At 64.3% G+C, this 14,443-nt stretch carries 18 protein-coding genes; 13 read left to right on the forward strand and 5 right to left on the reverse strand.

Annotated elements, in window-relative coordinates:
• Positions 1-40: 40 nt before the first annotated feature.
• From rpsH to LK459_RS16310, 13 genes are all read left to right on the forward strand, one after another.
• A complete protein-coding gene (gene rpsH, locus LK459_RS16250; RefSeq protein ID WP_005170410.1) occupies positions 41-439 on the forward strand; it encodes a 30S ribosomal protein S8 in 399 nt (132 codons plus the stop codon).
• A 15-nt stretch (positions 440-454) separates the two neighbouring features.
• A complete protein-coding gene (rplF, locus tag LK459_RS16255; RefSeq protein WP_005170413.1) occupies positions 455-991 on the forward strand; it encodes a 50S ribosomal protein L6 in 537 nt (178 codons plus the stop codon).
• A 3-nt stretch (positions 992-994) separates the two neighbouring features.
• The gene (gene rplR, locus LK459_RS16260) at positions 995-1,399 is read left to right on the forward strand and encodes a 50S ribosomal protein L18 (RefSeq protein ID WP_005170415.1); all 405 of its coding nucleotides are present in this window, start codon (positions 995-997) and stop codon (positions 1,397-1,399) included.
• 49 nt (positions 1,400-1,448) lie between these two features.
• Complete coding sequence (gene rpsE / locus LK459_RS16265) at positions 1,449-2,090, forward strand: 30S ribosomal protein S5 (protein WP_005170418.1); 642 nt, start codon at positions 1,449-1,451, stop codon at positions 2,088-2,090.
• Positions 2,091-2,095: 5 nt separating this feature from the next.
• Entirely contained in the window at positions 2,096-2,275 is a 180-nt protein-coding gene (rpmD, locus tag LK459_RS16270; RefSeq protein ID WP_007237890.1) for a 50S ribosomal protein L30, read from the forward strand.
• A 5-nt stretch (positions 2,276-2,280) separates the two neighbouring features.
• Positions 2,281-2,721 carry a 50S ribosomal protein L15 gene (rplO, locus tag LK459_RS16275; protein ID WP_227919580.1) on the forward strand — a complete coding sequence of 147 codons (441 nt, stop codon included), beginning with the start codon at positions 2,281-2,283 and terminating at the stop codon, positions 2,719-2,721.
• Between the two features lie 316 nt (positions 2,722-3,037).
• Complete coding sequence (gene secY, locus LK459_RS16280; protein ID WP_007237888.1) at positions 3,038-4,357, forward strand: preprotein translocase subunit SecY; 1,320 nt, start codon at positions 3,038-3,040, stop codon at positions 4,355-4,357.
• On the forward strand, positions 4,354-4,908 hold the full coding sequence (locus LK459_RS16285; RefSeq protein WP_007237887.1) for an adenylate kinase: 555 nt from the start codon (positions 4,354-4,356) through the stop codon (positions 4,906-4,908). The genes secY and LK459_RS16285 overlap by 4 nt, the downstream gene beginning before the upstream one ends.
• A 13-nt stretch (positions 4,909-4,921) precedes the next feature.
• Entirely contained in the window at positions 4,922-5,716 is a 795-nt protein-coding gene (gene map / locus LK459_RS16290) for a type I methionyl aminopeptidase (RefSeq protein ID WP_227919582.1), read from the forward strand.
• Between the two features lie 109 nt (positions 5,717-5,825).
• Positions 5,826-6,740: a carbohydrate ABC transporter permease gene (locus LK459_RS16295; protein ID WP_227919583.1), complete on the forward strand. Its 915-nt coding sequence runs from the start codon at positions 5,826-5,828 to the stop codon at positions 6,738-6,740.
• Positions 6,737-7,657, forward strand: a complete 921-nt coding sequence (locus LK459_RS16300) for a carbohydrate ABC transporter permease (protein WP_407648602.1) — start codon at positions 6,737-6,739, stop codon at positions 7,655-7,657. Before LK459_RS16295 ends, LK459_RS16300 begins: the two co-directional genes overlap by 4 nt.
• 79 nt (positions 7,658-7,736) lie before the next feature.
• A complete protein-coding gene (locus LK459_RS16305) occupies positions 7,737-9,050 on the forward strand; it encodes an ABC transporter substrate-binding protein (RefSeq protein WP_227919584.1) in 1,314 nt (437 codons plus the stop codon).
• 37 nt (positions 9,051-9,087) lie between these two features.
• Positions 9,088-10,155: an ABC transporter ATP-binding protein gene (locus LK459_RS16310; RefSeq protein WP_227919585.1), complete on the forward strand. Its 1,068-nt coding sequence runs from the start codon at positions 9,088-9,090 to the stop codon at positions 10,153-10,155.
• Here the strand turns inward: LK459_RS16310 and LK459_RS16315 are convergent.
• The 5 genes from LK459_RS16315 to fdhD form a co-directional block, all read right to left on the reverse strand.
• Entirely contained in the window at positions 10,073-11,551 is a 1,479-nt protein-coding gene (locus tag LK459_RS16315; RefSeq protein WP_227919587.1) for an MFS transporter, read from the reverse strand. The genes LK459_RS16310 and LK459_RS16315 overlap by 83 nt on opposite strands.
• Positions 11,548-12,117 (reverse strand): TetR/AcrR family transcriptional regulator, encoded by a 570-nt coding sequence (locus tag LK459_RS16320; protein ID WP_227919589.1) that lies wholly within the window; start codon positions 12,115-12,117, stop codon positions 11,548-11,550. The genes LK459_RS16315 and LK459_RS16320 overlap by 4 nt, the downstream gene beginning before the upstream one ends.
• Before the next feature lie 77 nt (positions 12,118-12,194).
• A complete protein-coding gene (locus tag LK459_RS16325) occupies positions 12,195-13,349 on the reverse strand; it encodes an EAL domain-containing protein (protein ID WP_227919590.1) in 1,155 nt (384 codons plus the stop codon).
• Positions 13,346-13,525 (reverse strand): DUF1059 domain-containing protein, encoded by a 180-nt coding sequence (locus LK459_RS16330; protein ID WP_007237878.1) that lies wholly within the window; start codon positions 13,523-13,525, stop codon positions 13,346-13,348. The genes LK459_RS16325 and LK459_RS16330 overlap by 4 nt, the downstream gene beginning before the upstream one ends.
• Entirely contained in the window at positions 13,522-14,412 is an 891-nt protein-coding gene (gene fdhD / locus LK459_RS16335) for a formate dehydrogenase accessory sulfurtransferase FdhD (protein WP_227919592.1), read from the reverse strand. The genes LK459_RS16330 and fdhD overlap by 4 nt, the downstream gene beginning before the upstream one ends.
• Between the last annotated feature and the right edge of the window lie 31 nt (positions 14,413-14,443).

Below are 14,443 nucleotides of genomic sequence, written 5' to 3' on the forward strand. Positions count from 1 at the left end.
GCTGTATGGGAACCGCTACGAGAAAGGTTGACGGTCAACCATGACCATGACTGACCCGATCGCAGACTTCTTGACACGTCTGCGTAACGCCAATTCGGCGTTCCACGACGAGGTGACCCTCCCATCGTCGAAGCTCAAGGTGAACATCGCCGAGATCTTGAAGCGCGAGGGCTACATCACCGATTACCGCACCGAAGATGCGGAGGTCGGCAAGAACCTCGTCGTTTCCCTCAAGTACGGCCCCTCCCGTGAGCGCAGCATCGCCGGCCTTCGCCGCGTGTCCAAGCCGGGTCTGCGGGTGTACGCAAAGTCCACCAACCTGCCCAAGGTCCTGGGCGGCCTCGGCGTGGCCATCATCTCCACGTCGTCCGGTCTGCTCACCGATCGCCAGGCAGCCAACCAGGGCGTGGGCGGCGAAGTCCTCGCCTACGTCTGGTAAGGGGAGGTACACACAATGTCGCGTATCGGTAAGAACCCGATCGAGATCCCCGCGGGCGTCACCGTCTCCATCGATGGTCAGACCGTGTCCGTGAAGGGCCCCAAGGGCGAGCTGAGCCACGTTGTCACCAGCCCCATCGAGGTGGCGCAGGAAGACAACACCATCGTGGTGACCCGCCCCAACGACGAGCGTCGTAACCGTGCACTGCACGGTCTGAACCGCTCGCTGGTCGCCAACCTGGTCACCGGTGTCACGCAGGGCTACACCACGAAGATGGAGATCTTCGGTGTCGGCTACCGCGTCGCCGCCAAGGGTCGCGATCTCGAGTTCGCGCTCGGTTACAGCCACCCCGTGCCGATCGAGGCTCCCGAGGGCATCACCTTTGCCGTCGAGTCGCCCACCAAGTTCTCGGTGTCGGGTATCGACAAGCAGCAAGTCGGCCAGATCTCGGCGAACATCCGCCGCCTGCGTCGTCCTGACCCGTACAAGGGCAAGGGCATTCGCTACGAGGGTGAGCAGATCCGTCGCAAGGTCGGAAAGACGGGTAAGTAAGCCATGAGTGATACAGCAACCAAAACTGTCCGCAAGCCCCTCGGCAAGGACGTCTCGACCCGTCGTCGCACCGCGACCGGCAATCGTCACTTCCGCCTGCGCAAGAAGGTCAACGGCACGCCTGAGCGTCCGCGTCTGGCTGTCAAGCGCAGCAGCCGTCACATCCACGTGCAGCTGATCGACGACCTGGCGGGCAAGACCCTCGCCGCTGCGTCGACCATCGAGGCAGACGTGCGTGCATCCGGCGGAGACAAGTCGGCACAGGCTCGTCGCGTCGGCGAACTGATCGCCGCTCGCGCCAAGGCCGCCGGTGTCGAGGCCGTCGTGTTCGACCGTGGTGGCAAGGACTACCACGGCCGGATCGCCGCGCTCGCCGACGCCGCCCGCGAGGGAGGCCTGCAGTTCTGATGATGACCAGCAACAACAGCACGACCAACATGACCGGAGGGAACCTCTGATGCCCGGACGTCAGCGTGACGGCGGAAACGGACCCGCCGGAAACGACAACAACAACAACCAGGGCGGCAACGACCGCCGCGGTGGCCGCGATCGTCGTAACGACCGCGGACGCGATCGCGACCAGGAGCGCAACCAGCTCGAGCGCGTCGTCACCATCAACCGCGTCTCCAAGGTGGTCAAGGGTGGACGTCGGTTCTCCTTCACCGCTCTCGTGGTCGTCGGCGACGGCCAGGGCATGGTCGGTGTCGGCTACGGCAAGGCCAAGGAGGTTCCGGCCGCGATCCAGAAGGGCGTCGAAGAGGCTCGCAAGAACTTCTTCCGCGTTCCGCTGATCGCAGGCACCGTGACCCACCCGGTTCAGGGTGAGGCCGCAGCCGGCGTCGTGATGCTGCGCCCGGCAAGCCCCGGTACCGGTGTGATCGCCGGTGGCGCGGTGCGTGCCGTTCTCGAGTGCGCAGGCGTGCACGACGTGCTCGCGAAGAGCCTCGGCTCCGACAACGCGATCAACGTGGTCCACGCGACCGTCGCCGCACTGAAGATGCTGCAGCGTCCTGAAGAGGTCGCCGCACGTCGCGGTCTGCCGATCGAAGATGTGGCGCCGGCCGGCATGCTCCGGGCGCGCGCGGGACAGGGAGTCTGATAGCCATGGCCGAACTGAAGATCACCCAGGTCAAGGGCACCATCGGTACCAAGAAGAACCAGCGTGACAGCCTGCGGACCCTCGGACTCAGGGGCATCCGCCAGACCGTCACCCGCGAGGACACCCCGATCAACCGCGGTTTGATCAACGTGGTTGCACACCTCGTGACAGTCGAAGAGGTTTAAGAGCAATGACCATCAAACTCCATCACCTTCGCCCCGCTCCGGGCGCGAAGACCGAGAAGACCCGCCTGGGTCGCGGTGAGGGGTCCAAGGGTAAGACCGCCGGTCGCGGCACCAAGGGCACCAAGGCGCGCAAGAACGTGCCTGCCGGCTTCGAGGGCGGCCAGATGCCGATCCACATGCGGCTCCCGAAGCTCAAGGGCTTCACCAACCCCAACCGGGTCGAGTACCAGGTCGTCAACGTGGGCGACATCGCCAAGCTGTTCCCGCAGGGCGGCACGATCGGCGTCGACGAGCTCGTCGCTGCCGGTGCGGTCCGTAAGAACCAGCTGGTCAAGGTCCTCGGCGACGGCGAGCTGAGCGTCGCGGTCAACGTGACCGCGAACAAGTTCACGGCGTCGGCCAAGGAAAAGATCGCCGCTGCAGGTGGCAGCACCACCGAACTGTAAGAGTTCGTTTTCTGACCACAGCGGACGGCAGCACGGCTCTGCCGTCCGCTGTGGTGCCATCTCGGCCGTGTGTCGGTTCACGGGAGTACGTGCACGTCGATGCACCCGCCCGGTACCACGCGCGGCCGCGACAACTCGAGGTGGTGCGGTCCCGCAGAAGGGCCGGTCATGGCAGCCGGTAGAGTTTCTGACGTTGCCGCGCAACCGGAACTATCGCAGCCGCAACCACCGATCAACGTCGATTGCCGAGCACGTGGGGGTGGGGTCCGTCCGGACCCCCGAACAACCCGAGCGTGGTCGTTCCTAGGAGGAGTTAGTGCTTTCCCCCCTCGTCGCGGCCTTTCGGACGCCCGATCTGAGGAAGAAGATCCTCTTCGTCATCGGCATCATCGTGCTGTATCGCCTGGGCGCGACGGTTCCGTCGCCGGGCGTCGACTACAAGACCGTGCACGCGTGCATCGATCGGATCAACAGTGGTGGCGGCAATCAGGTCTACTCGCTGATCAACCTGTTCTCCGGTGGAGCGCTTCTCCAGCTCTCGGTGTTCGCGATCGGCATCATGCCCTACATCACGGCGAGCATCATCGTGCAGCTCCTCACGGTGGTCATCCCCCGGTTCGAGCAACTCCGCAAGGAGGGCCAGTCCGGTCAGGCCAAGATGACGCAGTACACGCGCTACCTCACCGTCGCGCTCGCGCTGCTCCAGTCGACCGGCATCGTCGCACTCGCCGACCGCGGCACCCTGCTTCCGCAGGAGTGCGGCAACGTTCTCACCGACCAGTCGATCTTCGGACTGTCGATCATCGTTCTGGTCATGACAGCGGGCGCCTGCCTCGTCATGTGGTTCGGTGAGCTGATCACCGAACGCGGCATCGGCAACGGCATGTCGCTGTTGATCTTCTCGGGTATCGCCGCCCGTATCCCGGCCGAAGGACGTGCGATCCTCACCAGCCGTGGTGGTCTGGTCTTCGGTCTGGTGTGTCTCGCAGCGTTGATCATCATCGCCGGCGTGGTCTTCATCGAGCAGGGGCAGCGTCGAATCCCGGTGCAGTACGCCAAACGCATGGTCGGCCGGAAGATGTACGGCGGGTCGTCGACCTATCTGCCACTGAAGGTCAACCAGGCCGGCGTCATCCCTGTCATCTTCGCGTCGTCGTTGCTGTATCTGCCGCAGTTGATCGTGCAGCTCACCAAGAGCGCCGACGGCACGGAGTCGGGGTGGCAATCGTGGGTCTCGCGGTATCTCGCAGACCCGAGTAGCTGGGTGTACATCCTCGTCTACTTCCTGATGATCATCTTCTTCACATACTTCTACGTCGCGGTGACCTTCAACCCAGAAGAGCGTGCCGACGACATGAAGAAGTACGGAGGGTTCATCCCGGGTATCCGACCGGGACAGCCGACAGCCGATTACCTCGGCTACGTGCTGAGCCGCATCACACTCCCGGGTTCGATCTATCTGGGTATCATCGCTGTACTGCCCAACCTCTTCCTCGAGATCGGTAACAGCGGGGGAGTGCAGAACCTGCCATTTGGGGGCACGGCCGTGTTGATCATGGTCGGCGTGGGTCTGGACACGGTGAAGCAGGTCAACAGTCAATTGATGCAACGTAAGTACGAAGGATTCTTGAAGTGAGACTTGTATTTCTCGGCCCCCCCGGTGCTGGCAAGGGAACCCAGGCAGAGCTGTTGTCGGAGACTCTCGGCATCCCGCACATCTCGACCGGTGACCTGTTCCGCGCGAACATCTCGCAGGGCACTGCCATCGGCATCGAAGCCAAGAAGTACCTCGACGCAGGCGATCTGGTGCCGCCGGAGATCACGGTCGACATGGTTCGTGCGCGGCTGAACGAACCCGACGCGTCGAAAGGTTTCATCCTCGACGGCTTTCCCCGCTCGATCGAGCAGGCCGAGGCCCTCAACTCGATCCTCGCCGACCTCGACACGCGACTCGACGCCGTCGTCTCCTTCGTCGTCGATCCCGACGTCGTCGTCGAGCGCATGCTCGCACGTGGTCGCGCCGACGACACCGAGGATGTGATCCGTAATCGCATGGCGGTCTACGAGAAGGAGACCGCACCTCTCCTCGAGTACTACGGCGACCAGGTCAAGACCGTCGACGCCGTTGGCGAGGTCGACGAGGTCCATCAGCGCGTGTTGAACGCGCTGGGCGTCAAAGTCTCCTGAACTCCGACCGTCGATGAGGCTCCGTAAGACCAAGCAGGTCCCGTTCCGCAGTCCTGGCGAGCTCGATGCCATGGCTGCGGCGGGAGCCATCGTGGGAAGCGCGCTCGTCGCGGTTCGCGACGCCGCGAAGGTCGGTGTGAGCACTCTCGACCTCGACGCCGTCGCAGAGTCAGTGATCCGCGATGCGGGTGCGGTGCCGTCGTTCAAGGGCTATCACGGGTTTCCCGGGTCGATCTGCAGCTCTGTCAACGACGTTGTGGTGCACGGCATCCCGTCGAGCAGTGTGGTGCTTGCCGAAGGCGATCTCGTGTCGATCGACTGCGGCGCCATTCTCGACGGTTGGCATGGCGATTCCGCCTGGACATTCGGTGTCGGGGAGTTGTCACCAGCCGACCACGACCTGTCGGAAGCCACGCGTCTGTCGATGGAAGCAGGAATCGCCGCCATGGTCGACGGTGCGCGACTGACCGATATCTCGCACGCCATCGAGGCCGGAACGCGCAAGGCGGAGCAGACCTTCGGGCGCAGCTTCGGGATCGTCGACGGTTACGGCGGCCACGGAATCGGCCGCGAGATGCATCTCGATCCGTTCCTGCCCAACGAGGGCGACCCAGGCCACGGCCCGCTCCTGGTGATCGGTTCGACGCTCGCGATCGAGCCCATGCTCACGCTGGGTACCACCGACACCACGGAGCTTCCCGACCACTGGACCGTCGTCACCGACGACGGCTCGCGTGCAGCGCATTGGGAACACACGGTGGCAGTCACCGCCGATGGTCCCCGAATCCTGACGCAGCGTCCTTCCTGAGACGCGTTCACGCGCCATTCATGTGGCGTCGTCCATGTGACACCTTCTGGCCGACGGTGATCCACCAGCTCGTTCGCCATCCGTAAGTTCGGGCCTGAATACTGCCCGAGTGTCTTCAGCCAACGAGCGGGTGCTTCCGTCGTCGCGCGCCCGGTCGTGGCGCAGCTACGCACTCTTCATCGTGCTCGTCGCGCCGAACCTCGTGCTACTCGGTGTCTTCACGTACCGGCCGCTCATCGAGAACATCCGAATGTCGTTCTACGACTGGAACATCTCGTCGCCCGGGGCCGACTTCATCGGGATCTCCAACTACCGCGAATGGTTCACGCGCTCCGACACGGCAACCATCGTCGCGAACACGGTGATCTTCACGGTGGTGGCCGTCGCGGGCAGCATGGCCCTCGGTCTCGCGTTGGCGTTGCTCCTCGATCGCAGACTACGCGGTCGAAATCTTGTGCGGTCCATCGTGTTTGCACCGTTCGTGCTATCCGGTGCGGCGGTCGGCATCGCATTTCAGTTCGTGTTCGACCCGAACTTCGGTCTGATCAACGATCTGATGCATCGACTGCACCTCGGATCGGCGCCGGACTTCTACCAGCAACCGCACTGGGCACTGTTCATGATCACGGTGACGTACGTGTGGAAGAACCTCGGTTATGCGTTCGTCATCTATCTCGCTGCGCTGCAGGGTAAGCGTGTCGACCTCGACGAGGCTGCGGCGATCGACGGAGCCGGCCGGTGGACCTATTTCCGCAGAGTTCTGCTCCCACAGTTGCGGCCGACCACGTTCTTCCTGTCGATCACCGTGTTGCTCAACTCATTACAGGTGTTCGACATCATCAACGTCATGACCCGCGGCGGGCCCCTCGGCAACGGCACCACGACGATGGTCTACCAGGTCTACGAGGAGACGTTCCGCAACTTTCGCGCCGGCTACGGTGCAACGGTCGCGACGATCATGTTCGTGGTCCTGCTCGTTGTGACGGTCGCCCAGGTCCGGGTGATGGATCGGGCCGAGAGATGAGCGACCTGGCGTTGAAAGACACCGCGACATCCGACGACACCGCTGGCGGACACAGGACCGACGGCCACGGGCGGGCGGCAGCAGCGGTGGCGCGCAGACAACGTCTGGCCACCGTATTCGGCTACCTGGCGATGATCGTCGTGGTGCTCCTCGTGGCGCTGCCACTCGTATGGATCCTGTTGGCGTCCTTCAAGGATCGCTCCGAGATCTACGTCCAACCGGCGGTCTGGTGGCCTTCACAGTGGCATCCGGAGAACTATCGTGAGGCGACCACGTCGGTCCCGTTCTGGGACTTCATGCGCAACTCGTTGATCGTGACGTCGATCCTGGGGATCGTGAAGTTCGCGCTCGGCGTGCTGAGTGCGTACGGTCTTGTCTTTCTTCGGTTTCCGTTCAAGAACGTCGTGTTCATCGTGATCATCGCCGCGCTCATGGTGCCGAACCAGATCACGTCGATCACGAACTACGCCTTCATCGCACAACTGGGGCTACGGAACACATTCACCGGCATCATCCTGCCACTGGCCGGTGTCGCATTCGGAACGTTCCTGATGCGCAACCACTTTCTGTCCATACCGCCGGAGATCATCGAAGCCGCGCGCATGGACGGGGCCGGTCACGTCAGGTTGTTGACACGCGTGGTGTTGCCGTTGTCGATCCCGACGATGGTGGCCTTCGCACTCATCACGCTGGTCAACGAGTGGAACGAATACCTCTGGCCGTTCCTGATGGCCGACGACTACTCGGTCGCGACACTGCCCGTCGGATTGACACAGCTGCAGAACAACGACGGATTGACCAATTGGGGACCTGTGATGGCCGCGACGGTGCTGGCGATGCTGCCCATGCTGATCGTCTTCCTCGCGCTGCAGCGACACATGATCAAGGGCCTGACGTCCGGGGCGGTGAAGGGGTGACCGCGCCTGTCGGCAACGGCATCGACAACATCCGACCAAGAAATGGGAACGCTCAACAGTGGGGAACAGGAGTGAACGTATGACCGAGTTGTCGCGCCGCGGATTTCTCGCGGCAGGTGTGACGTTGGCGGCGGGGCTCGCCGTGTCGGCCTGTGCGGGTTCCGGCAGTTCCGAGGGGTCCGACGGAGGTGATGCGAACAACCTGACCTTCTGGTCGAATCACCCGGGCAAGTCCGGGGATGTCGAGCGCGAGTTGATCTCTCGTTTCGAGAAAGCCAACCCGGGAATCAAGGTCCAGCTCGTCGACGCCGGGAAGAACTACGAGGAGGCCGCGCAGAAGTTCAACGCCGCACTCTCGGGTGGCTCGCTGCCCGACATCATGATCCTGTCCGACGTCTGGTGGTTCAACTTCGCGCTGATCGGTGCGATCGCACCGCTCGACGACCTGTTCGGCAAGGCGGGCGTCGACACATCCGACTACGTGGATTCGCTTGTGGGCGACTACAAGTGGAACAACAAGACGTGGGCGCTTCCGTATGCGAGGTCGACGCCGTTGTTCTACTACAACGCCGACGTCTGGAAGCAGGCCGGCCTGCCTGCGCGCGGGCCGGAGAGTTGGCAGGAGTTCGACGACTGGGGCCCGCGCATCCAGAGCGTGGTCGGTGGTGGCAAGCAGGCGCACGGCTGGGGGAACGCTGTCGATTACCTCGGCTGGACGTTCCAGGGGCCCACCTGGACATTCGGTGGCGCCTACTCCGACGAGTGGGATCTGAAGTTCACCGATCCCGCGACAGTCGAGGCCGCGAACTATCTGAGCCGGTCCATCAACACCAAGCGGTACGCGAAGATCTCCAACGACATCGCAGGTGATTTCAGTGCCGGGATCATCGCATCGACCGTCGCGTCGACCGGTGACCTGTCGGGGATCACGAAGAACGCGAAATTCGGTTTCGGCACGGCTTTCCTGCCTGCGCCGAACGGTACAGTCGGCTGCCCGACGGGTGGTGCGGGACTTGCCATCCCGGCGCGTATCTCCGATGCGCGCAAGGTCAACGCGCTGAAGTTCATCAACTTCATCACCGACACCGCCAATACCGCGTACTTCTCGCAGAACGTCGGATACATGCCCGTGCGCAAGTCGGCGCTGAGCGACCCGTCGATGGTCGCCTTCCTCGACAAGAACCCGAACTTCAAGACCGCGATCGATCAGTTGGCGCACACCAAACCCCAGAACTACGCCCGCGTCTTCGTCCCAGGCGGTGACAAGATCATCGGCACCGGCTACGAGAAGATCGGTCTGCAGAACGCGGACGTCAACGCCACGATGGCCGACATGGACAAGCAGATCCAGCAGATCTACGACACGCAGATCAAGCCGAAGTTGCCGAAATGATGAGCGCGATCGAGATCGTCTCTGGTGAGGTCGTGCCGTGGCGGCGGTGACCTTCGACGGCGCGACGCGTCGGTTCAGCGACGACGCGCCGCCCGCCGTCGACCACCTCGACCTCGACGTCGCCGACGGTGAGTTCATGGTTCTCGTCGGGCCGTCGGGATGCGGGAAGTCGACGACGCTGCGGATGTTGGCCGGACTCGACTCGGTGGAGTCCGGGTCCATCAGTATCGACGGGCGAGACGTCGTCGGCCTCGAGCCCAAATCCCGTGATGTGGCGATGGTGTTCCAGAACTATGCGCTCTACCCGAACATGACCGTCGGGCAGAACATGGGATTCGCGTTGCGCAACGCGGGAATGAGCAAGGCAGACACCGCACGTCGTGTCGGTGAGGTGGCCGCGATGCTCGAACTCGACGAGTTGCTCGACCGCAAGCCTTCGAAGCTGTCGGGTGGACAGCGGCAACGGGTGGCGATGGGACGCGCGATCGTTCGGCGGCCCAAGGTGTTCTGCATGGACGAGCCGTTGTCGAATCTCGACGCCAAACTCCGTGTGAGCACACGCGCACAGATCGCCGCACTCCAACGCGACCTCGGCGTCACCACGCTGTACGTCACCCACGACCAGGTCGAGGCGATGACGATGGGCGACCGCGTGGCCGTGATGCGGAAAGGTGTCCTCCAGCAGGTGGGCAGTCCGCGTGAGATCTACGCGCGGCCGGTCAACACGTTCGTCGCCGGATTCATGGGCTCGCCGCAGATGTGCCTGATCGACGTCGACGTCGACACCGGGCGCGCACTTCTCGGCGACGCCGAGATCGCGGCTCCGCGTCCGGCACCCCCGCGGGTGGTCGTCGGGTTGCGTGCCGAGTCGTGGCAGATCACCGGGCCCGGCTCGCTCGGGGCACTGACGGCTCGGGTCGAGCTCGTCGAGGAACTCGGTTCGGAGCAATTCGTGTACTGCTCCGCCGATGTGGCGGTGCGGGACGGGCGGATCGTCGTACGGGCCGATCATCGCAACGAGTTCAGGGTCGGGGAGTCACTCGGTCTGATCCCGGATCCGGACGAGCTGCACTGGTTCGACGCCGAAACGGGCAATCGGCTCTGAGGCGAGAGCGCGTGCCGGCGGCGCCGACGATCACCGCTGCGAGCCCGAGCGGCAGCAGTGACCACCACGCGGCGGTCACGAAACCCTGCTGGGTTGGGAGCACTGCGCCGGCAGGCGTGGCGGTGGCCAGCAGTACGCCCGCGAGTGCGCTTCCGACGGCGAACCCGATGCTGCGGACAACCTGGTTGATCGTCAGCACGCTCGCGGTCTCGGACTGCGGCACGCCGACCAGCACGAGTACGGGCATGGCGGCCGAGATCCCTCCGACTCCATAGCCGAGCACCGCCATGGCGATCAAGACCGCAGCCAATGATCCACTGGCGGTGGCGAAGACGACTGCGGCGAGCATGGCGGTCACGGATGCGCCGATGTACACAGACCGTGCTGTGGAGCGTGCGATGAGGCTCGGTGATGCCTTGCCTGCGAGGAAACCCAGCACGGAGAACGGGATGAGCGCGGCGCCCGCGGCGGCACCGGGAAGCGCGAATCCGTATGCGGCGTCGGCGGGCGTCTGAACGTAGCGGGTGAACACGCTGAACAACAGATAGAGTCCGACGCCCGCCACCGCCATCGCGATGTTGGCGCGCAGTACCGACGGCGTACTGAGTAGCCGAACGTCGACCAGTGGTGTAGCGGTGCGTAGTTCGACAAAGACCCATGCGAGCAGTGATGCACCCGCGACGGCCGGGATGGCTACTGCGGTCCACGGTGACTGCCACACGGCGGGCTCGGCAACGAGGAGCAACAGCCCCAGTGTTGCCACAGCGAGCAGGAGGCCACCGAGCCAGTCGATGCGCGGTAGGGGGCCGGGACGTTCCGTGGGCAGCGCGATCCACGCGACGAGCAACGCGGTCAGTGAGAGTGCAAGCCCGCAACCGTAGGCTGCGCGCAGGCCTGCGATCTGATCGAGGAAGCCCATCAGTGGGTAACCCACTCCGATGCCCACCGTCGAGGCCACCGACAGTGCGGAAATCGTCGATGCCGCACGTCGATCCGACAGGTGACCACGCGCCACGCTCATCAACAGCGGAACTCCGCCGAGGCCGATACCTTGCAGCGCGCGACCGAGGAGCAGGAGCGGGAACGACGCCGCGATCGTCGTGAGAATGCCGCCGACCACGACGATCATCAGACACCACAGGATCACGCGACGACGCAGCGGACCGCTGCCCAGGCGGCTCAGCACAGGTCCTGCGATGGCGCCGGCGAACAGCGTGACGGTGAGCGTCCACTGCGCGGCATCGAGCGAGACGTGAAGTCCGTTCGCAACCGGGGTGATCAGGGGTGCGCCCAGGCTGCCGATGACGGCGACGACCAGGCCGACACCCACGAGAGCAGCGCCCAGTCCGGTGGCGCGCCGTCCGGCCAGCTGAGCCTCGGGCGCTGCTCCGGTCATCGGTTGGTCTCGCTCGTGATGTGGTGGAACAACCCGGGTTCGATGAGTGTCCGCACACCGTGTGCCCACGGCTCGTCGACATCGCCGACGTCGAGCGCGGCACCCGCGTTGAGCAGCATGCCGAACGCGAGGAACGACTTGATCGTCACCGGGTCGAGGCCGGTGGCATCGGCGACCGCGTCCCACATGCGTGCGAACCGCTCGCGCACAGCATCGCGCACCTCGACGTCGCCCGCGGCGGCGAAACCCTGCAACTGCAACAGGAGATTGGTTGTGTCGGTGAGGAGTTCGTAGTACTGCTGCCCCATCAGGGCAAGGGCGTCGAGTCCGCTTCGTCCTGCTGCGGCGTCGAGCATCGCGTCGGTGACGCGGTCGAAGGACATCCCGACCAGTTCAAGGAACAGTGCCTTCTTGGTCCCGAACATCCGGAAGATGTAGGGCTGCGTGATTCCTGCGTTGCGCGCGATCGTCTCGGTGGACGCGCCGTGCAACCCGTGCGCCGCAAATTCCTCGGCGGCGACCGAGAGTACCTGGGCGCGTCGGTCTGCCGCTGTCATCCGTGCCATGCACGTAGATTACTAGTTACTAACTACTTACTTCAACGGGACGGCGATGTGCCGTACGACGTTCGGGGGCACTCGCCTCAGTCGGCTGCTAGGGCGCCGATCAGGCGGTCGATCGGGATGAGTCCGGTGTAGCTTCCTGCTTCGTCGCAGCACACGAGCGGGTCGAACCGTCGCTTCAGGGGACGAGTCATCGCACGCCGGAGGACTTCGTGGCGTCCGGATGAACTGAGAACGCACATGGCGTGGTCTCTGCGGACCCCTCGGCTGCCGTCGCGCAACGCCAGCCGGACAGGTCGTGAGTAGCAGTCGAGCAGGGTGATCGCGGGGGTGTCGGAGTCGGAGTCCAGGGTGGCGCGCAACTCGGTGTCGCTGGTGTCGAAACCTGCGGTATGACCGACGTCGACGAATGCCGCGACGGTCTCGGTCGGTGCCGCGAGCGCGGTGGGGGCCGCATCGACGGTCTCGGGTGCAAGAGCCTGCATCGACTCGGACGGCCGACCCAACAGATATCCCTGGCCCAGCGGCACGCCCAATTGACGCAGCCGATGAAGGTCGCGTTGTCCCTCGATTCCCTCGGCGACGAGCCACGCGTCAATGCGGCTCGCGAACTCGCCGAACATCTCCACCAACGCCGACTTGGCCTGGTCACGGTGAAGGTCCTGCACCAGTGAGCTGTCGAGCTTCACGAAGTCGGGTCGCAACGCGAGAATGTGACGCAGACTGGCGTAGCCGGCCCCTGCGTCGTCGACTGCCACGAACCCTGCGAGACTGCGAATGTTGGCTATTGCGGAAGCGACGATGTGGTAATCGTTGACGACGCTGTGTTCGGTCAGCTCGAAGACGATGCGGTCCAGTGGACCGGATCCGAGTAGCCGCTCGACCTGGTCCGAGAGCAACGCCTCGGGCGAGATATTGATGGACAGAAAGCATCTCGGCGGAAGCTGCGACCTCGACGACAATGCCTTGGTCAAGACGAGAGCGCTCAGTTCGGCTTCGCGCCCGATGCGCTGAGCCGCGGCGAACCATCGGTCCGGTCCGGCACCGGGGTGGCAGGAGAAACGGCTCAGGACTTCGTATCCGGCGACATTCATCTGTGGGAGGTGCGCGATCGGCTGGAACATCAGCGACGGGGCGCCACCGCGGTCGATCAGCGCGTCGACAGCGCACTCGAGGTCGGCGTCCGTGGGCCGCGTGTGCTGGCCGACGAGTGGTGGCCGATGGTCGGTAGTCACTCGGCCGTGTCGGTGATCGATTTTCTGACCAGAGCGAGAGTGTCCGCGGACAGCGCCTCGACGTCGTGCTCGGCGGCTGCGTGCTGAGCAATGCTCTCGAGCAGGACCTCCTCGGAGTCGGCCGTGAAACGCATGTCGCAGTCGGGAATCACAGCACCGCACCAGAAGCTCTTCATCGTATGCCCTCCTGCTCGCTCGCAACTGTTCGTTCGCCCTCGGAGCCGGGACCGTTACCGCAGATGATGCGGTCTTCTCTGGCGTAGAGCACCATCGACTGGCCACGGACGAACCCTGCCAGTGTCAGCCCGTGCTCCTCGGCGAGCTCGACGGCCAACGACGACGGTGCCGACACCGCCGACAGTACCGGGATGCCCGCCATCACAGCCTTCTGTACGAGCTCGAAGCTGGCCCGACCCGACACCTGCAGAATTTGCCCGCGAAGTGGCAGAAGATCGCGGGCGAGCGCCCACCCCACGACCTTGTCGACAGCGTTGTGGCGACCGACATCCTCACGGACCACGCGCAGTTCACCGGTCGACGCGTCGAACAGCGCCGCCGCATGTAGTCCACCGGTCTTCGCGAACACCTTCTGGTGGCCACGCAGTCGTTCGGGCAGATCGAGCACCGTATCGGCGTCGACACTCACCGGATCGTCGGACACGTCGAATCGTGAACGCGTACTGACCGATTCGATGCTGTCCTTGCCGCACACACCGCACGCGCTGGAGATCGTGAAGTCTCGCGAGAGGGAAGGGTCGGGACCGATCACGCCGGGCGCGAGTGCCAGATCGAGCACGTTGTAGGTGTTCAGTCCGTCGTCGTCGGTTCCCGCGCAATAGCGGGCGGTCGCCAGTTCGTCGTGACGGGTCAGCACACCCTCGGACACGAGGAAACCCGACGCGAGTTCGACGTCGTGGCCGGGCGTGCGCATCGTGACCGCGAGGCGCGTGCCGTTGACGCGCATCTCCAACGGCTCCTCGACGGCCAGCACGTCGACGCGTGTCGTCGGCTGCGCACCGCGTCGGACGCGGGTGACCCGCCGTCGAGCGGTGATACGTCCCATCTCGCCACAGTAACCTCCCCGAAAACGCTCA

The organism is Gordonia otitidis, assembly GCF_020735545.1.
GTDB lineage: Bacteria > Actinomycetota > Actinomycetes > Mycobacteriales > Mycobacteriaceae > Gordonia > Gordonia otitidis.